We start from the raw sequence: 19,581 nt of genomic DNA on the forward strand, positions 1-19,581 counted from the left end.
ACTATGGCGCCATTATATCGGTTTATACAATGATGTGGTAACGGAGTCTGATATGGAGCAGTATCAGAAAGCCGCTCGATTGCTGGATAGAATAGAGCGTGAACTGAACAGTCTTGGCTTATGGCAGTCTCACCACCCGCCGGTGCAGGCGTTAGAGAGTCAGCAGCCTTTTGCTGTCGACACGCTGGAGTTTCATCAGTGGTTGCAGTTTATTATGCTTCCCCGAATGTGGGCCTTAGTGGATAGCAAGCGCCCTTTGCCTGAGGGTATTGCCGTTAGCCCCATGGCTGCGCATATCTACCGCAGCGAGCTGGAACAATACGAACAACTTATTGCACTGATACGTGAATTTGATGTGTTGCTCAGCGGAACTGACCCCTTGCAGGAAGATGTTTAACGGTGAGTCAGTTAGAAGTTGTTTATCTGGATGAGCACCTTGCCGTTATTAATAAGCCCAGTGGCTTATTGGTTCATCGAAGCCGTATAGCCAGCGGTGCCCGCGAGTTTGCAATGCAGATGCTGCGGAATCAACTTGGCTGCCACGTTTACCCTGTTCATCGTTTAGATCGCCCTACATCCGGTTTGTTGATCTTTGGCTTAAACAGCGATGTCGCCCGTACTCTGACAGAGCAACTGACCGCGCGCGAAGTGAGCAAAACATACCACGCTGTGGTCCGAGGCTACGTACCAGAAAACGGTACTATCGATTACGCGCTGAAAGAAGAACTGGATAAGCTTGCTGATAAAGACGCGGATCCGGATAAAGATAAGCAGCCGGCGGTAACGCATTATCAATGTTTAAAGCAGATTGAACTGCCTTATAAAGTCAGTAAAAAACATGACACCACACGGTATTCACTGGTTCAGATGCAACCGGAAACGGGGCGCAAGCATCAATTACGTAGACACATGGCACACATTAGGCATCCCATTGTTGGTGATACAAACCATGGTGATGGACGGCATAATAACTTTTTTCGCGAGCACTTTAATTGCCACCGTTTACTGCTGGCAGCGACTGGACTTAGCTTTAAACATCCGGTCAGTGGCGAGTCCATCAATTTGGAAATACCACTGCCGGATGAGTTTCACCAGCCATTTCTTAAGTAAAAGTTATTCCGCGCTACGTAGCAGGGCATTGATACCCACTTTGGCACGAGTTTTAGCATCAACCCGCTTAACAATGATGGCAGCGTAAAGGCTGTGCGTTCCGTTTGCAGAAGGCAATGAACCTGGTACAACAACGGAACCTGAAGGTACGCGACCATATAGAATGCGGTCATTTTCGCGGTCATAAATACGCGTGCTCTGGCCAATGTAAACGCCCATGGAAATCACCGCGCCTTCTTCAACAATAACGCCTTCAACAATTTCTGAGCGCGCACCAATGAAGCAGTTATCTTCAATAATAGTCGGATTAGCCTGCAATGGTTCTAAAACCCCACCGATACCAACCCCGCCGGATAAGTGAACATTTTTTCCAATTTGCGCACAAGAGCCCACGGTAGCCCAGGTATCCACCATAGTGCCTTCACCAACGTGTGCACCAATATTAACGTACGATGGCATTACGACAACGTTGCGGCCGATAAAGGCACCTTTACGAACCATCGCGGGTGGTACAACCCGCATGCCTTCGGCACGGAAACGGGCACTGTCATAGTCAGCAAATTTGGCCGGGACTTTGTCCCAGAAGCGGGTTTCTCCGCCTTCAATCAGGTCGTTGTCGTTTAAGCGAAATGACAACAGAACCGCTTTCTTAAGCCATTGATGAACAACCCATTCACCGGAAACTTTTTCTGCAACCCGTAACTCGCCGCGGTCAATCTCGTCGATAACGTAACGCACAGCTTCGCGTAGGTCGTCGTTTTCGGTTCGAGCATTGATTTGATCACGTTGTTCAAATGCATCAATGATGCGCTGTTTTATGTTTTCCATGATAAGAATTTAAAACTCCAGGTCTTTGATAATTTTTGCTTTCAATGTTTTTTTCTGTTTGTCGCTAAGGGCGGTTTGCTGCTCGGTAGTGACAATAAATAAATCTTCTGCCTGCTCGCCTATGGTGGTGATTTTTGCTGCCAGCAGGATAACGTTCTGTTGCTGCAAAATAGCGGCAAGTTTAGCAATAAGCCCCGGCCTGTCCAGTGTTACCAGTTCGAAGGTGGTACGGCCGTGGTGTTTACTGGGTATAAAGGTGACCTCAGTTGCCACCGAAAAGTTCTTCATGCGACGCGACAATGGCCGCTTAGTGCTGGGAACGGGTATCCGTTTATGCAGGACATCCAGCAATTGTTGTTTTACCTCCTCAATACGATGAGGTTCTGTTAACGGCTTGCCGTCCCGTTGCAGCACAACGAAAGTATCCATGACAAAGCCATCGCGGGTAGCCAGAATTTGTGCGTCCAGAATGTTGAGTTGCTGACTGTCCAGCACGCCCGCAACCGAGGCAAACAAATGCCCCTCTTCGTGGTGGTAGATAAACAACTCAGTTGTGCCGTAGTTGTTCTCATCCCCAATAAGAATGAGCGGCAACTGCTCGCTTGGCAGGTTCAGAATATGCTGTGAATGCCAACTGATTTGCTCTGCCGTATGGCGGAAGAAATAATCTGCGGTAAAACGCCCCCATAACGCCAGAATCTCAGCTTTTTCAAAGCCTGCGCTTAATAGTAATGCCATTGCACTGGCTTTATTTTCATTTATTTTTTGGCGAATATCCAGGGTAGGCTTATTGCTGTCCTGCTGCAGTAAGTACGAAGTGGCGTTATAAAGCTCTTCCAGTAAAGTTGCTTTCCAGTTGTTCCAAAGCGACTGGTTGGTTGCGCGAATATCTGCCACCGTAAGACAGTAAAGGTAGTCTAACCGCTCGGGCGTAGAAACTTGATTCGCAAAGTCCTGGATGACTTCGGGGTCATGGATATCCCGCTTTTGCGCGGTAACCGACATGGTTAAATGATGCCGCACCAGCCAGGCCACCAGCTCTGCGTCTTCTTCACTGTAACCGTGTTGATGGCAAAAATTACGCGCATCCATTTCGCCAAGCTCTGAATGATCGCCGCCGCGACCTTTAGCTATGTCATGGAAAATACCCGCCAGATACAGGCAATAGCGACGATCCATTTGTGCAACCAGCTTCTCGCATAGTGGAAACTGATCCTGATAATCTTCGTCGCTAAAGCGGTATAAGTTTCTCACTAAACGAAAGGTGTGTTCATCCACTGTGTAAGCGTGAAAAAGGTCAAATTGCATTTGCCCGACAATTTGTTGCCACTGCGACAGGTAGCTTGCCAGTACACTGTGGTGATGCATCAGTGCAAAGGACAAACCACAGCCTCTGGGATGCTGAATCAGCTGATTGAATAAGTCGCGGCATTCTGGGTCATGGCTTAACGGTTCGCTTAATTGGGCTCGGGCATTTCTGAGTAAACGTATGGTATTCGAGTGTATGCCCTGTATTTGCGGGTGTTCCGCAATGCAGACAAAAGCGCGGATAATATTGCAGTGATTATCAAATACATTGTCGTGGCGTGCTGTTAACAGTTTATTCGCAACCGCAAAGTCATCGCTAATATGTTCAGCGTGTTGTAAGTCCTGTGTTCCTAATATCGCCTGATGAAAAAACTGCAGAAGCATCTGGTTAAGCTCGCTGACGCGTAAGACCACTTTAAAGTAATCTTTCATCATGGTTTCAACGGATGCCTTACCGTCATTACCGTAGCCCAGACGAACAGCAACGCCTGGCTGAAAGTCAAAGAGTAAGCGGTCTTCGCGTTTACCTGCTTCCAGATGAAGGGCAAAGCGTATGCGCCATAGCCAGTTCATGCAGTCACGCAGTTCAACGAATTCATCGGCTGTCATATAACCGTACTCAACCAGGTTTTCATCTGAGTGAGTACGGAAATGACGTTTAGCAATCCAGCCTACGGTCTGAATATCACGTAGCCCTCCGGGGCTCGATTTAATATTCGGTTCCAGGTTATAAGATGTACTGTGGTATTGCTGGTGGCGCTGCTTTTGTTCATCCAGCTTGGCCTGATAGAAATCGCGGCTTGACCAGGGGAAGTCATTTAACAACTGTTGATGAAATTCATTGTAAAGCGATTCAGCTCCTGAGAGGTATCGGCTTTCAATAAGGTTTGTGGCTATCGTGATATCGTTTTCTGACTGAGCGAAGCAGTCTTCGATAGTACGTACCGAATGGCCGATATCCAGGTGCAGGTCCCATAAAAAGGTAACAAACTGTCCGAGTTTTTCAGACAACTTAGCTTCGGCTTCAGCATTTTCAGGGCCCACTAAAATGAGCAGGTCGATATCTGAACCCGGGTGCAGAGTCTCACGACCATAGCCACCCACAGCTAAAATACTTGCCGGCTCGTCTTCAAGCTGAAATTGCTGCCACAACTGGCTAATTAGCTGGTCAAAGAAGGTCGCACGGTGATGAACCAGCTCATCGATATCGGCGGTAACAAAACGTGCTGCAGACCAGTTTTGGTAACTTTCTAAAAGCGCTTTGTAGTCTTTTAGGCAAGGTTGCAGGGTTCGGTCAGGCCAGCGCCCGTGAAAGTCTTTATCTTCTTGAACGTTAGCCATAGGCTCCCCCTGCAAATGCGTTAGCTGTGCTCGATAACTCGCGCTAAGTCAGGCTCATCACTGCGCAGTGTCAGTACTTCAACACCGTTATCGGTAACTAATAATGTATGTTCCCACTGTGCACTTAAGCTGCGATCTTTAGTCAGTACGGTCCAGCCGTCTTTCATCAGTTTAGTGTGGCGCTTACCCACATTTACCATAGGTTCAATAGTGAAACACATACCGGCTTTTAGCTCTTCGCCAGTACCTGCCTCACCGTAATGCAGAATTTGTGGGTCTTCATGGAATACAGAGCCAATACCGTGACCGCAGTACTCTCTAACAATAGAATAGCCATGGCCTTCGGCGTGTTTCTGAATAACTTCAGCAAAGTCACCCAGCTTGATACCTGGCTTGACCATTTCTATGGCTTTATAAAGCGACTCCTGAGTTACCTTAATTAACCGCTCGGCCATTATTGAAGGTTTACCCACAACAAACATTTTCGAAGTGTCGCCATGGTAACCATCCAGTTTAACGGTAACGTCAATATTCATGATATCGCCGTCTTTCAGTTTTTTCGGGCCAGGAATACCATGACAGACACAATGGTTAACCGACGTACATATCGATTTAGGGAAACCGTGATAGTTTAATGGTGCTGGATAGGCGTTATGATCCGTGATGTACTTATGGCAGATATCATCCAGTTCTTCCGTGGTTACGCCGGGTTTGATGTGCTCACCAATCATTTCAAGCACACTGGCAGCGAGCTTGCCTGCGGCGCGCATTTTTTCGATTTCTTCGGGTGTCTTAATTGAGATGGTCATTCTCTTCCTGTCCATGACTGCTGGAAAAGCCGACAGTTTAACAGTGACTGATAAAATTCGCTATCTTTGAGGTGGGTCAAAGCAGAAGTTAGCGAAGGTTTTTTGTTGTGCAGGGCTCGGCTTTATGGTATAAAACGCACGCTTTTTTGGCCTTATGCCAACAAAGTACACTTGTATGTAAATTATAATCCACACATACATCGACACATAAGGCGGGGTGCTTGTCTAAGAACAGGTCGGCTTATGGGATGTATGGAGGCTTAACCCCCTAAAAAGGAAAATATTATGGCTAACGTGTCAATGCGTGACATGCTGAAAGCGGGTGTCCACTTCGGTCACCAAACTCGTTTCTGGAACCCAAAAATGAAACCTTACATTTTTGGTGCTCGTAACAAAATTCATATCATTAACCTCGAAAAAACTGTGCCTATGTTCAACGACGCGTTGAGCTATATGCAGCACGTTGCTTCTAACAAAGGCAAAATCCTGTTTGTTGGTACTAAGCGCGCAGCAGCTGAAGCGGTTAAAGAAGCAGCCATTAACTGTGGTCAGTACTATGTAAACCACCGTTGGTTAGGCGGCATGTTGACTAACTGGAAAACAGTTCGTCAATCAATCAAGCGTCTAAAAGACCTTGAAACAATGAGCCAGGACGGTACTTTCGAGAAACTGACCAAGAAAGAAGCTTTGGTTAATACTCGTGAAATGGAAAAGCTGGAAAAAGGCTTAGGCGGTATCAAAAACATGGGCGGCTTACCAGACGTTCTGTTTGTTATCGACGCAGATCACGAACACATCTCTATTAAAGAAGCAAATAACCTGGGCATTCCAGTTGTTTCTGTTGTGGATACAAACTCTAACCCTGACGGTGTGGACTACATTGTTCCAGGTAACGATGACGCAATCCGTGCGGTTCAATTATACTTGAACACTGCAGCTGAAGCGGTAAAAGAAGCACGTACAGCGCAAGTTGAAGCGAAAGACTCAGACGATTTCGTCGAAGCAACTGAATAATCGAGGAATAGAATCATGGCTATTACAGCAGCTCTAGTTAAAGAACTGCGCGAGCGCACAGGCGCTGGCATGATGGACTGCAAGAAAGCATTGCAGGAAGTCGACGGTGATATGGAAGCGGCAATTGAACTGATGCGTAAGAGCGGTCAGGCAAAAGCAGCTAAAAAAGCAGGCCGTGTTGCGGCTGAAGGCGTTATCTTAGTTAAATCTGAAGGTAATCAGGCAACTTTGGTTGAACTGAACTGTGAAACCGACTTTGTTGCTCGCGATGACAGCTTCCTGGAATTCGGTGATAAAGTTATCAACGCAGCATTTGCTAATAAAGAAAATGACGTTGAAGCATTAAAAACAACTGACATCGATGGTCAGACTGTTGAGAAAACTCGTGAAGATTTAGTGGCTAAAATTGGCGAGAACATGAACGTTCGTCGTGTTCAAACTCTTGAAGCTGGCGACGTTGTTGCGACTTATACTCACGGTGCCCGCATTGGTGTTGCTGTTGCTTTAACTGGCGGTGACGAAGATCTGGCTCGTGACCTGTGCATGCATGTTGCAGCAAGCAGCCCGCAATTCGTTAAGCCTGAAGACGTTGCAGCTGAAGTTGTAGAAAAAGAGCGTTCTATTCAGGTTGATATCGCAATGCAAAGCGGTAAGCCGAAAGAAATTGCTGAAAAAATGGTTGAAGGCCGTATGCGTAAGTTTACCGGCGAAATCAGCCTGACAGGTCAGCCTTTCGTTAAAGATCCATCAATGACTGTTGGTGAGTTATTGAAGAAAGCTGGTGCTGATGTTGTGACTTTCGTTCGCTTTGAAGTGGGTGAAGGTATTGAACGTAAAGAAGAAGATTTTGCTTCTGAAGTTCAGGCACAAGTGGCGGCAGCGAGTAAAGGCTAATAGCGTGGTCTCGACCAGCCCCATGAAATAGAAAATTATAAACCGCGTCTTGAGCGTTCAGGACGCGGTTTTTTTTAAACTAAAGGAAAGAGTAGAGGCAATGATGAGCACCCATCCGAAACCCAGTTATCGACGCATATTGTTAAAACTCAGTGGTGAAGCCCTTATGGGAGATGAGCCATTTGGTATTGACGCCAAAGTACTTGATCGTATGGCGCAGGAAATTAAAGAATTGGTTGAACTTGGGGTTCAGGTTGGTTTAGTCATTGGGGGCGGTAACTTATTCCGTGGAGAAGGCTTAGCAAAAGCGGGTATGAATCGGGTTGTGGGCGACCACATGGGCATGTTGGCCACTGTAATGAATGGCCTGGCTATGCGCGACGCTTTACACCGTGCCTTTGTTAACGCACGTTTAATGTCAGCTATTGAATTGACCGGTGTTTGTGACAGTTACAACTGGGCAGAAGCCATCAGTTTGCTAAAATCAGGACGTGTAGTGATATTTTCTGCGGGAACCGGTAATCCGTTCTTTACTACAGATTCTGCCGCTTGTTTGCGCGGTATCGAAATTGAAGCTGAAGTCGTACTTAAGGGAACCAAGGTTGACGGAGTATATTCTGATGACCCGGTGAGTAACCCGGATGCGACTTTGTATAAGCATATTAATTACGATGATATACTGGAAAAACAGTTAAAAGTAATGGATTTAGCGGCTTTTACTCTGGCGCGTGATCACGCTTTGCCTATCCGGGTGTTTAATATGAATAAGCCGGGTGCCTTACGAGCCGTGATAATGGGTGAAGAAGAAGGTACACTGATTAGCAAGAACGCAGAGTAAACGCAGTTATTGAATAAAAGGGTATAAGACAGTGATAAAAGAAACTATAGAAGACGCTAAAGATCGCATGGAAAAAAGTGTTGAGTCGCTGCGCAGTCAAATGTCAAAAGTGCGTACGGGTCGTGCTCATCCAAGCATACTGGACAGTGTTATGGTGAACTATTACGGTACTGACACGCCTCTTAAGCAGTTAGCTAATATCACCACGGAAGACTCCAGAACTCTGGCTCTGACAGTGTTTGATAAGTCAGCTTCAGCGGCAGTTGAAAAAGCCATTATTAATTCTGATTTGGGTCTGAATCCGGCCTCAGCAGGCGCAGTTATTCGTATTCCATTACCTCCGTTGACAGAAGAGCGTCGTCGCGACTTAGTTAAAATTGTTCGTGCCGAAGCTGAGAACGGGCGTATTGCGGTACGTAATATTCGTCGCGATGCAAATGGCGATATTAAAGATCTGCTGAAAGAGAAAGAAATTACTGAAGACGAAGAACGTAATGCTGAAGAAGAGATTCAAAAACTGACCGATAAATTCGTGAAGCAAATTGATGAAGCTCTGAAAGCAAAAGAAGCGGATTTGATGGAAATTTAACCATCAAACCGTCCCTACGTTGGTCTATGACGCCGTGTCAGGTATACTCGCACGGCGTTTTTTAATGTTTACGGCAGATTGAATGAAAGAATTACCGTCAATTGAGCAGTTAGTCCCCAAGCATGTTGCCATTATAATGGATGGTAACGGGCGCTGGGCGAAACAACGCGGTAAAATAAGAACCTTCGGGCATAAAGCCGGCGCGGAAGCAGTGCGCAAGGCAGTTGCTTTTGCTCGCCGTAACGGTATTGAGTCACTGACTTTGTTCGCATTCAGTAGTGAAAACTGGAAGCGTCCGGCAACTGAAGTCTCGGTATTGATGGAATTGTTTATGTCAGTACTGAAAAGCGAAATTAAAAAATTAGATGACAACGATATTCGCTTGCGCATAGTTGGTGACAAAGAGGCTTTTTCAAAGCGTTTGCAAAAGCGCATGAGTGAAGCAGAAGAGCAAACGCGCAGTAACAGCGGACTCAATCTAAACATAGCGGCGAACTACGGCGGTCAGTGGGATATTACACAAGCCAGTCGTAGATTAGCTGAGAGAGTGAAAGCGGGTGAAATAGAACCGGCGGAAATTACTGAACAGACAATAGCAGGCGAATTGATGATGGCAGACCAGCCTTTGCCGGATTTACTTATTCGTACAGGCGGTGAACATCGTATCAGTAACTTTCTTTTATGGCAGCTGGCTTATGCCGAACTGTATTTCACCTCAGTATTATGGCCTGATTTTGACGATACGGCCTTTGCTCAGGCAATTACAGATTTTGCGCAACGGGAACGCCGTTTTGGTTTAACGAGCGAACAATTAACCGTGCTAATGCAAGGCATAGAAACTCGGATAGAGGAATAACACTTGCTAAAACAACGTATTATTACAGCACTATTGCTGGTTCCGGTGGCACTGTACGGTGTTTTTATGCTGCCGTTGTGGGGCTTTGCTCTTTTCATTCAGGGGGTCCTTATGCTGGGCGCCTGGGAATGGTCTCCGCTAATGGGCGTGCGTCGCATTTCAGCGCGCATCGCTTACACCTTATTTGTCGGTGCCATAATTGGCGTGTTGTCCTGGCTGGCTCCCTACGAGCATTTGTGGGAGGGCGGTGAGCTCTCTAAACTCATCTACTACACTATTTTAGCTGGCGGTGTCTGGTGGGTCGTTGCGTTGGCAATGATCGTAAATTATCCCTCCAGCCGACGTATGTGGTCACGAACCCGAGCCATTGTCGGTGTATTTGGTTTGTTAATTTTTATTCCTACCTGGGCGGCATTAGTCACGGTTCGCTCAATTGATATTGATGAGTCGCGCTTCTTTGGTGGCTGGGTGGTTCTCTTTATTTTACTGCTGGTTTGGGCTGCTGATGTTGGTGCGTATTTTGCCGGCGTGCGTTATGGCCGTAATAAGATGATGCCAGCGGTAAGCCCGGGTAAAACAATGGAAGGCCTTTGTGGTGGTGTGACCTTAGCTTTTGTAGTGATGATGGTTGTGGCGCACTGGACTAAAGTGCCTGCCGATCAGTTTACCGGTTATTACTTAACCGGATTGTTTACTGTGGTTGCTTCAGTATTTGGTGATTTAAACGAAAGCATGTTTAAGCGTAGTGCAGGGGTTAAGGACAGCGGTTCAATTTTACCCGGGCACGGGGGAATTCTTGACCGTATTGACAGTCTTACCGCTGCAGTGCCTATTTTCACCTTAGCTTATCTGGAGTTTTTGCATTAAACCTATGCGTCGAATAACAGTTTTGGGAGCAACCGGCTCTATTGGTCAAAACACATTGAACGTTGTCTCACGGCATCCGGATGACTTTCAGGTTTTTGCCTTAACAGCCCATAGCCAGATTAGTGCTATGGCTGAGCTTTGTGTAAAGCATAATCCGCAATACGCGGTTATGGGTTCATACAATGCTGCTGCTGAGCTTAAAGCACTTCTCGGTCAACAGACTTCAACTCAGGTTATGTATGGAGATCAGGCTTTAGCTGAGGTCAGTTCGGACGCTGAGGTGGATGTGGTTATGGCGGCTATAGTCGGTGCGGCCGGACTATCACCGACACTAGCTGCGATTGACGCAGGTAAAGATGTACTGTTAGCCAATAAAGAAGCTCTGGTTATGAGCGGTCAGTTGTTTATTGATCATGCTCAACGTTCCGGCGCTAGAATTATTCCGGTCGACAGCGAACACAACGCTATTTTTCAGTGTTTACCCCAGGCTGCGCAGCAACAGGTTGGTACTATGGCGTTAGCGGAGCATGGCATTCAGTATTTACTGTTAACCGGCTCCGGCGGTCCGTTTCGCGATATACCTCTTGAGGAGTTGCCGCAACAAACCCCTGGTGCGGCATGCAATCACCCAAATTGGTCCATGGGTCGGAAAATTTCAGTGGATTCCGCCACCATGCTGAACAAGGGGCTGGAATACATTGAAGCCCGCTGGTTATTCAATTGTTCGCGTGACCAACTGAAAGTTGTTATTCACCCGCAGAGCGTTATTCATTCTATGGTGCAATACACCGACGGTTCCGTACTTGCTCAAATGGGTGAACCGGACATGCGCACGCCTATAGCCCATTCGTTGGGTTATCCAGAGCGTTTAGAAAGCGGTGTTGCGGGCTTAGATTTTACTCAAATAGCCGAACTGACCTTTAAGCAGCCCGAAGCACAACGTTATCCGTGTTTACAGTTGGCGATAGAAGCATGTTGGGAAGGGCAGTGGGCCACTACTGCTTTAAACGCGGCGAACGAAGTTGCCGTTGCTGCATTTTTACAAGAACAGGTTGGTTTTACTGATATTGCAAAAGTTTGTGATTCGGTATTGCAGTCAATACAAGCTGATGAGGCCGATAGCTTAGAGACGCTGTTAGCCATAGATAAACAAGCGCGTTTAGCAGCCAATAAATGGTTGCAGGAGTACGCACAGTGATAGACGCAATTTGGTATTTCTTTTCCTTCGTTGTAACTCTCGGTATTTTAGTTGCTTTTCACGAGTTTGGGCACTTTTGGGTTGCGCGCCGCTGCGGTGTAAAAGTGTTAACTTTCTCGGTAGGTTTTGGCAGGGCTATATGGAAACGTGAAGGCAAAGAAGGCACGGTTTATCAACTGGGGATTATTCCCCTTGGTGGCTACGTTCGCATGCTGGACGAACGTATTGATGATGTCAGCGAGGAAGAGCGAGATGTTAGCTTTAACGCGCAATCAGTATATAAACGTTTTGCGATAGTTGCTGCCGGTCCAATCGCGAACTTTGTTTTAGCGGTCGCTGTTTTATGGTTGATGTTTGGCATTGGTGTTCCCACGGTGAAACCGGTTATCGGCGATGTAAAAGCCGACTCTGTTGCAGCCGAAGCTCAGCTTGAAAGAGGTAGCGAAATTCTCTCAGTTGATAATGTTGAAGCCTATGACTGGCAACAGGTTCAGCTGGGGCTTATGTCGGCAATTGGCGACGATGAAACAGTACTCACATTAAGAACGCCGGACGGTGATGAAGTAAAACGCACACTGAATTTAAGTGGCTGGCAGTTTGATCCGGAAACGGAATCGACCTTTGGCAGTTTGGGAATTGAGGTTTATCAACCTGCTGTTTATACCGAACTTAGCCAGGTAGAAAGTGGCTCCCCAGCCGAGGCCGGCGGATTAAAAGAAGGTGACACAATCACCCGAATTGGTGATGAAAGTGTCGAAAGTTGGACTGAAATACGTAAAATAATCGCTGAATCGGCGGGACAGGACGTTTTATTTACGGTTCAGAGGAATCAGGTTGAGCAGCAAATTTCTGTTCAAATAGGGGAACGGGAAAGCCAAAATGGTGTCATAGGCTACCTTGGCGTAGTTCCGGTAACAGAGCCTTTGCCAGATGATTACGTTTTCACGCATCAATATGGTTTTTTTAGCGGCTTAGCGAAAGGCGCAGAAAAAACTTGGGAATTGATGGTTGTTAGCGTGAAAATGATAGGTAAACTGCTGACCGGAGATGTTTCTGTAAAGAACCTGGCAGGGCCTTTAAGTATTGCCGAAGGTGCTGGAGTTAGTGCCAGCAATGGGTTCGTTTATTTTTTAAGTTTTTTGGCGCTGTTAAGTGTCAATTTAGGGATAATTAATTTATTACCTTTACCGGTATTAGACGGCGGTCATTTGATGTTTTACAGCATTGAATGGGTGCGCGGTAAGCCGGTATCCGAAAGAGTGCAAGACGTTTGCTATAGGATTGGTGGGGTGCTGGTATTCGCGTTGATGGCGTTAGCAATATCAAATGACATCGCCCGTTTCGCATTCTGAGTCACGAATTAACAATAAGTAGCTAGTGATAATGACGTTTAAAAAGCTGTTAGTGAGTGCCATGATTGCAGGTGCAGTAGCACCAGCCTACGCACAAGATGAATTTGTTGTCGAAGATATTGAAGTAAAAGGATTACAACGTGTCGCTTTAGGTGCTGCGTTAACCTACATACCTGTGAGAGTCGGTGACGAAGTTAGCGAGTTGCAAATTCGCAGCGCTATTCGCTCACTTTATTCTTCTACTCATTTCGACTATATCGATGCGCGCAGAAGTGAAGACACTTTGATCTTCACTGTTAGTGAACGGCCAACCATTGCCGAAATCACCTTTGAAGGTAACAGCGATATTAAAGACGAGCAGCTTCAGGAAAGCTTAGTTGATAATAATATTGTTACTGGTGAACCTTTAGACAGAACCACTATTTCTGGCATTGAAAAAGGTCTGGAAGACTTTTATCACAGTGTGGGTAAATATAATGCGTCGGTGGAAGTTCAGGTTGTGGACTTGCCACGTAACCGTGTTGAGTTACGCATGAACTTTGAAGAAGGTGATGCGGCGGAAATTGCGCAAATTAATATTGTGGGCAATAAAGCTTTCGCTGATGAGCTATTACTGGATACTTTTGAACTTCGGGATAGCCTTCCATGGTGGAACTTTATAGGCGAAAAGCGTTACCAGAAACAACAATTAAGCGGTGACCTGGAAACCTTAGAGTCATTTTATCGTGACCGCGGCTATTTGCGCTTCCGGGTAGAGTCTGTACAGGTCTCTATGACGCCGGATCGCGAAGGCATTTATATCACTATAAATGTCAGTGAAGGTGATAAATATAAAATTAGCGAGACCGATGTCATTGGTGATTTAAAAGGCCATGACGAGTTGGTTGGAAAAATTGCTAAAATTGAGAAAGGCACGCTCTATAACGCGGCACAGGTTACTTATATTGAAGACATGATCAGCCGCTTTTATGGTCGCTATGGTTATGCGTATCCAGAAGTTAGAGCTATCCCTGAGCACGATGATGAAGATAAAACGGTTAAAATTACCTTTTCGATAAACCCAGGAAAACGCGTCTACGTTCGTCATATTAATTTTGAAGGCAATGGCGCGACCAAAGACCGGGTGTTACGCCGTGAAATGCGTCAACTTGAAGGCGCATGGTTGTCTGACAGCAACATTGAGCAAGGTAAAGTTCGTCTTGAGCGTCTGGGCTATTTCGAAACCGTAGAAACGTCCACTGAACGGGTTGAAGGCCGGGATGATCAGGTAGATGTGACTTATAAGGTTAAAGAGCAACCTTCAGGTTCCTTTAATGCGGGTATTGGTTACGGAGACTACTCAGGTCTGCAACTTAACGCAGGTGTTCAGCAAAACAACTTTTTAGGTACGGGTACCCGAGTCGGGTTCAATATCAGTACCAGTCGTTTTAATAAAAACGTCAGTGTGTCGTATTCCGACCCTTATTTCACTATGAATGGTGTTGGACTCTCAGGTCAGATTTATATGAGCGAGTTTGACGCAGGTAATGCACAAAACCTCGTTAACTATAATCAGAAAACCTATGGGTTATCCACGGGACTTAGCTTTCCAATAGATGAAATTAACCGCTTAAACTTTGGCGTGGGTTATAAAAATCAGGAAGTGAGTGTTAATTCGCAGAACCAGAGTATCGAGCAAATCCAGCAGTTTTACCGCTCTTATCTGGATGACCAGAATCCGGAGCGACCAATCAGTTTCGATATTTATGAATTAAATGCCGGTTGGTCTCGGGTGACGCTTAATCGTGGAACATTCCCGACTAGTGGATCCTCGCAGCGTGCTAGTGCCGAAATTTCGGCGCCATTTAGTGACGTAAAGTATTTTCGTTTAAACTATGAGTACAAGCACTATTATCCGTTAAGTCGTGACCAGCAGTGGTCATTTCTCACCAGACTGAATTTAGGTTATGGTAACGGTTACGGTGAAGACGATGCTGGAAATGATTACCTCTTACCGTTCTGGGAATACTTCCGTATTGGTGGCCAGGGCGATTTACGCGGTTTTGAACCGAATACTGTCGGTCCGAGAGCTGTTTATGTTGTACCTGAGTCGGTCAACTCTGAGGGTATTCCGGATTTCACCGGGTTGCCAACACCGAACTACAGTTCGGAAACGGGTAACCAACAGTTGTTTGTACAAAATAACTATTCTTTAGGCGGTAACGCTAAAGTCTCTGGTGGACTGGAACTGATTGTACCGACACCTTTTGTTGACGAAGGTATGCGTAATAGCATACGAACTAGTGTCTTTGTTGATTTTGGTATGGTTTGGGATACTGAATTCGACTACGATAGATACAAGGACTTGGAAAATACTAGTCCACAACCGTTAACTGACTATAGCTCACCGGGAGATTTCCGCGCATCGGCTGGTGTGTCTGTGCAATGGATATCTCCAATGGGTCCATTAACTTTCTCGTTAGGTCGGGCTTTAAAAGAAGTTGAGGGTGATGAAACCCAAGTGTTCTCATTTAATATCGGAACTACATTCTGATAATAATAATTACATAATAGTTACAAAAAATTTGAAGGAGTTTTACCTTGAAAAAGTTAATTAAATCTACAGCTGCAGCAGTTGCTGTTTCAACAGCGCTTTTTGCTGGTGCTGCACAGGCACAGCAAAAAATTGGTGTTGTCGATATGATGGAAGTATTCCAGCAGTTACCACAACGTGAGCAAATTTCCGAACAGCTGCAAACAGAGTTTCAGGATCGCTTTGAGGAAATGCGTCAGCTTGAACAGAAAGTTCAGGAACTGCGTCAAAAGCAAGAACGCGATGCATCAATCATGTCAGCTTCTGAGAAAACTCAGCTAGAGCGAGATCTTGAGCAGACTATCTCTGAAGCGCAGCTGAAAAGCAAAGCATTGCAAGAGGACACTCGTCGTCGTCAAAATGAAGAACGTAACAAGTTGCTTGGAAAAGTTCAGGACGCGATTACTGCTGTTGCAGAAGCTAAAGACTATGACATGGTTCTTGAAAGTAACGCGGTTACTTACATGAAAGCCGATAATGACTTGTCTGGTGCTGTTGTCGAGAAAATGACTTCAGGTAACTAATTTATGTCTGAGTACACATTGCAGCAGTTGGCTGACCATGTTGGTGGGGAGGTGCGAGGCAATTCGCAGCTCCCCATTTTGCGCGTGGCGACCTTGCAGTCTGCTACTGGTGACGCTATCGCTTTTTTGGCGAATAGCCGTTACAAAAGTCAGTTAGAAACAACCTCCGCCGGCGCTGTTATTGTCTCTGAAAAAGACGATAGCGATGCGATAGATAATGCAATCCGGGTAGTTAACCCTTATGCGGCTTTTGCGCGAATTGCTCAACTATTAGACACCACTCCAAAGCCAGCTCATGGTATCGCAGAGTCTGCGAAAATTGCACCGTCAGCTACTATCGGTAAGAACGTTAGCATTGGTGAATATACGGTGATTGACGAAGGCGCTATAATTGGTGATAACACCAGTATTGGCCCGCATTGCTATATTGGCCCGGAAACGCAAATTGGCGCTGGGTGCACACTTTGGTCAGGCGTTAAAATCTATCACCGTTGTGTTATTGGCGATGATTGCCTGTTTCATTCTGGCTCAATTATTGGTGCTGATGGTTTTGGTTGGGCTCCTGATAATGGCAAGTGGCTAAAAATCCCTCAGCTAGGCCGCGTTGTTATTAAAGACAATGTTGAAATTGGTGCCAGCACAACGGTCGATCGCGGAGCTCTGGACGACACGGTTATTTCGTCGGGCTGTATTATTGATAATCAATGTCAAATTGCGCATAACGTATTCATTGATGAAGATACGGCTATCGCAGGCTGTACTGTACTAGCAGGCAGTTGCCGCATTGGTAAGCGTTGTATGATTGGTGGGGCTTCGGCTATTAACGGTCATATCAGTGTGTGTGACGACGTGCAAATTATGGGATTTGCTATGGTGATAAAAGAAATCACCGAGCCAGGTGTTTATGCGTCAGGTATTCCTGCCAGTGGGCATCGTGAATGGCGACGTAATGGAGCGAGATTCCGTCAGCTGGATGATCTTTTTAAGCGTGTCAAAGAGTTAGAAAAACAAGCTGACGATAATAACTGAGTAAGGTGAAAGATTTGAAAATTACGGAATCAGGTTTTGATATTCAGGGCGTACTAGATTTACTGCCTCATCGTTATCCGTTTTTATTAATAGACAGAGTTATAGAAACAAACTCTAAAGACTCGTTACACGCGATAAAAAACGTGACTTTTAACGAGCCCATGTTCAATGGACATTTTCCGGCAAAGCCTATTTTCCCGGGAGTGTTGTTGCTTGAAGCTATAGCTCAGGCCTGTGGCTTATTAGGTTTTAAAATTACAGAAAGCAAAAAGAATGCAAACGATTTGTACCTTTTTGCCGGTATTGATAATGCCCGCTTTAAACGTCAGGTTATCCCGGGGGACACTGTTGATTTCTTTGTTACCTTCGAAAAAGAACGCCGTGGTATCTGGAAATTTACTGGTCGCGCGGAAGTTGACGGTGACGTTGCCTGTACTGCTGAAATTATTTGTGCAAGAAGAGAAGTTTAAGTGATTCACGAAACCGCAATTATCGACCCCAGCGCCAAACTCGGTACGAACGTTAGTGTCGGTCCTTGGACGGTTATTGGCCCCGATGTTGTTATCGGCGACAACTGCGATATCCGTTCACACGTTGTTTTAAAAGGCCCAACAACCATTGGTAAGAACAATACCATTTATCAATTTGCGTCGGTTGGTGAAGACTGCCAGGATAAAAAATACGACGGCGAACCGACTGAGCTTGAGATTGGCGACAACAACGTTATCCGCGAGTCGGTAACGATTCACCGTGGCACGGTGCAGGATAACTCGTTAACTAAAATTGGCGATAATAACCTGTTTATGGCCTACGTACATGTTGCGCATGATTGTGTCATAGGTAATGACAATATCTTTGCTAATCAGGTTACTCTGGCTGGCCATGTTCACGTAGGCGACTGGGTTATTCTGGGTGGCATGAGTGGTGTGCATCAATTTTGTCATATTGGTTCTCACTCTTTTGCCGCGGTTAACTCTATTATCGTTCAGGATATTCCTCCTTTTGTGATGGCGCAGGGTCATAACGCCAAACCCCGAACAATCAATTCCGAGGGTTTAAAGCGTCGCGGCTATACGCCCGAACAAATTCAAAATGTCCGTCGTGCCTATAAAATTTTGTATCGTTCCAGCCTGACTGTAGACGAAGCCCTGGAAGGTATTTCAGCATTAAATGAACCGGTATTGGATGGTTTTAAAGCTTTTGTTGAAAACAGTTCACGAGGCATTATTCGTCCGTAATGAGCCGCAATCAGCCGCCTAAAATAGCTATTGTTGCCGGTGAGCACTCGGGTGATCTTCTAGGCGCCGGGCTAATGCAGGCCATTGCCAAACGTCACCCCAATGCAACTTTTATTGGAGTCGGCGGGCCTTTAATGGCAGAACGGGGAATGGACTCGTTCTTTGCCATGGATGACTTGGCCGTTATGGGCATTGCTGAGGTCTTTCAGCAACTTCCTAAGCTGTTAAAACACAGAAAGAACCTGGTCAACTATCTCATTTCTGAGCAACCGGATGTGATGATAGGCATTGATGCTCCTGACTTTAATCTGACGGTTGAAGCTCGCCTTAAAAAAGCCGGTATCTCTACCATTCATTACGTCAGTCCATCTGTCTGGGCATGGCGAGAAGGGCGTATTAAAGGCATAAAAAAAGCAGTTGATCACGTACTGTGCTTATTGCCTTTTGAAAAAGATTTCTACGATAAACATCAATTGCCTGCAACTTTTGTTGGTCATCCGTTGGCAGATGATATTCCTATGCAATGGCAACAAACAGAAGCACGTAATGAGCTGGAACTTGAACCTGCTGTTACGTATCTGGCTATTTTACCTGGAAGTCGTAAGGGTGAGATTGCCCGTATGGCGCCGGTATTTTTGAAAGTAGCGAACAAACTAGCAGAAAGATACCCAGAACTTCGCTTTGTTGCGCCTATGATAAGCGAAGCTCGCGCCGCACAATTTCGGGAACTAGTTGACCAATACAGTCCCGAACTGAATATTGTGTTACCTGTTGGTGAAAGTCGAAAAGTTATGGCCGCAGCCAATTATTTACTGCTAACGTCAGGAACCGTTGCGCTTGAAGCCTTGCTGATAAAACGCCCTATGGTAGTAGCTTATCGTTTTCATTGGTTATCTTATCAAATCATTAAACGTTTATTTCACGCGCCTTTTTTCTCCTTACCTAACCTCTTAGCGGGTAAAGAAATTGTGCCGGAACTGGCTCAATCTGATGCTTCGGAAGAGGCAATCGAAGAAGCGCTAGTTCAGTTAATTGAGCAAGACAACCAGCCCTTATTGGAGCAATTCACAAATATTCACCAGCAATTACAGGTATCGGCGAGCGAAAAAGCTGCTGACGTGGTTGAACCCTTTCTATAGTTCTATTTTTTAGAAAAATAAATAGAAAATAATGCGCTAATAATTCCAAAAAATAGACTCTATTATAAAGCTATA

19 protein-coding genes are annotated in these 19,581 nt (G+C 45.7%); 16 read left to right on the forward strand and 3 right to left on the reverse strand.

Annotated elements, in window-relative coordinates:
* The first annotated feature begins 52 nt into the window (after positions 1-52).
* Complete coding sequence (locus tag B2U97_RS09790; RefSeq protein WP_011234101.1) at positions 53-397, forward strand: YqcC family protein; 345 nt, start codon at positions 53-55, stop codon at positions 395-397.
* A 2-nt stretch (positions 398-399) separates the two neighbouring features.
* Positions 400-1,110 (forward strand): tRNA pseudouridine(65) synthase TruC, encoded by a 711-nt coding sequence (gene truC, locus B2U97_RS09795; protein WP_011234100.1) that lies wholly within the window; start codon positions 400-402, stop codon positions 1,108-1,110.
* A gap of 3 nt (positions 1,111-1,113) precedes the next feature.
* On the opposite strand, the gene dapD is transcribed toward truC, so the two are convergent.
* The 3 genes from dapD to map are packed head-to-tail and all read right to left on the reverse strand — an operon-like array spanning position 1,114 to position 5,396.
* A complete protein-coding gene (gene dapD, locus B2U97_RS09800; RefSeq protein ID WP_011234099.1) occupies positions 1,114-1,938 on the reverse strand; it encodes a 2,3,4,5-tetrahydropyridine-2,6-dicarboxylate N-succinyltransferase in 825 nt (274 codons plus the stop codon).
* Between the two features lie 9 nt (positions 1,939-1,947).
* On the reverse strand, positions 1,948-4,587 hold the full coding sequence (gene glnD, locus B2U97_RS09805) for a [protein-PII] uridylyltransferase (RefSeq protein ID WP_011234098.1): 2,640 nt from the start codon (positions 4,585-4,587) through the stop codon (positions 1,948-1,950).
* Between the two features lie 20 nt (positions 4,588-4,607).
* Entirely contained in the window at positions 4,608-5,396 is a 789-nt protein-coding gene (map, locus tag B2U97_RS09810) for a type I methionyl aminopeptidase (RefSeq protein WP_011234097.1), read from the reverse strand.
* Positions 5,397-5,681: 285 nt separating this feature from the next.
* Between map and rpsB the strand changes: the two genes are divergently transcribed.
* The 14 genes from rpsB to lpxB all read left to right on the forward strand — a co-directional run bounded on the left by rpsB (position 5,682) and on the right by lpxB (position 19,506).
* Positions 5,682-6,410 carry a 30S ribosomal protein S2 gene (gene rpsB, locus B2U97_RS09815; RefSeq protein WP_011234096.1) on the forward strand — a complete coding sequence of 243 codons (729 nt, stop codon included), beginning with the start codon at positions 5,682-5,684 and terminating at the stop codon, positions 6,408-6,410.
* Between the two features lie 15 nt (positions 6,411-6,425).
* Positions 6,426-7,304 carry a translation elongation factor Ts gene (gene tsf, locus B2U97_RS09820; protein ID WP_011234095.1) on the forward strand — a complete coding sequence of 293 codons (879 nt, stop codon included), beginning with the start codon at positions 6,426-6,428 and terminating at the stop codon, positions 7,302-7,304.
* A 103-nt stretch (positions 7,305-7,407) separates the two neighbouring features.
* Positions 7,408-8,142 carry a UMP kinase gene (gene pyrH, locus B2U97_RS09825; protein WP_016341299.1) on the forward strand — a complete coding sequence of 245 codons (735 nt, stop codon included), beginning with the start codon at positions 7,408-7,410 and terminating at the stop codon, positions 8,140-8,142.
* Positions 8,143-8,173: 31 nt separating this feature from the next.
* Complete coding sequence (gene frr / locus B2U97_RS09830; protein WP_011234093.1) at positions 8,174-8,731, forward strand: ribosome recycling factor; 558 nt, start codon at positions 8,174-8,176, stop codon at positions 8,729-8,731.
* 82 nt (positions 8,732-8,813) lie between these two features.
* Positions 8,814-9,587, forward strand: a complete 774-nt coding sequence (gene uppS, locus B2U97_RS09835) for a polyprenyl diphosphate synthase (RefSeq protein WP_011234092.1) — start codon at positions 8,814-8,816, stop codon at positions 9,585-9,587.
* Positions 9,588-9,590: 3 nt separating this feature from the next.
* A complete protein-coding gene (locus B2U97_RS09840) occupies positions 9,591-10,454 on the forward strand; it encodes a phosphatidate cytidylyltransferase (RefSeq protein WP_011234091.1) in 864 nt (287 codons plus the stop codon).
* A gap of 4 nt (positions 10,455-10,458) precedes the next feature.
* Positions 10,459-11,652, forward strand: coding sequence for a 1-deoxy-D-xylulose-5-phosphate reductoisomerase (gene ispC, locus B2U97_RS09845; protein ID WP_011234090.1), 1,194 nt, complete (start codon positions 10,459-10,461; stop codon positions 11,650-11,652).
* On the forward strand, positions 11,649-13,004 hold the full coding sequence (gene rseP / locus B2U97_RS09850; protein ID WP_011234089.1) for a sigma E protease regulator RseP: 1,356 nt from the start codon (positions 11,649-11,651) through the stop codon (positions 13,002-13,004). Before ispC ends, rseP begins: the two co-directional genes overlap by 4 nt.
* A gap of 31 nt (positions 13,005-13,035) precedes the next feature.
* Entirely contained in the window at positions 13,036-15,537 is a 2,502-nt protein-coding gene (bamA, locus tag B2U97_RS09855; protein ID WP_011234088.1) for an outer membrane protein assembly factor BamA, read from the forward strand.
* A gap of 47 nt (positions 15,538-15,584) precedes the next feature.
* On the forward strand, positions 15,585-16,100 hold the full coding sequence (locus tag B2U97_RS09860) for an OmpH family outer membrane protein (protein ID WP_011234087.1): 516 nt from the start codon (positions 15,585-15,587) through the stop codon (positions 16,098-16,100).
* 3 nt (positions 16,101-16,103) lie between these two features.
* Positions 16,104-17,129 carry a UDP-3-O-(3-hydroxymyristoyl)glucosamine N-acyltransferase gene (gene lpxD / locus B2U97_RS09865; RefSeq protein WP_110012532.1) on the forward strand — a complete coding sequence of 342 codons (1,026 nt, stop codon included), beginning with the start codon at positions 16,104-16,106 and terminating at the stop codon, positions 17,127-17,129.
* A gap of 14 nt (positions 17,130-17,143) precedes the next feature.
* Positions 17,144-17,599 (forward strand): 3-hydroxyacyl-ACP dehydratase FabZ, encoded by a 456-nt coding sequence (fabZ, locus tag B2U97_RS09870; RefSeq protein ID WP_011234085.1) that lies wholly within the window; start codon positions 17,144-17,146, stop codon positions 17,597-17,599.
* Positions 17,600-18,367: an acyl-ACP--UDP-N-acetylglucosamine O-acyltransferase gene (gene lpxA, locus B2U97_RS09875; RefSeq protein ID WP_011234084.1), complete on the forward strand. Its 768-nt coding sequence runs from the start codon at positions 17,600-17,602 to the stop codon at positions 18,365-18,367. It begins immediately after the preceding gene.
* Entirely contained in the window at positions 18,367-19,506 is a 1,140-nt protein-coding gene (gene lpxB / locus B2U97_RS09880; protein ID WP_273024682.1) for a lipid-A-disaccharide synthase, read from the forward strand. The genes lpxA and lpxB overlap by 1 nt, the downstream gene beginning before the upstream one ends.
* Positions 19,507-19,581: the final 75 nt, after the last annotated feature.

It is taken from the genome of Idiomarina sp. UBA3176 (genome assembly GCF_002364295.1).
GTDB classification, from domain to species: domain Bacteria; phylum Pseudomonadota; class Gammaproteobacteria; order Enterobacterales; family Alteromonadaceae; genus Idiomarina; species Idiomarina loihiensis.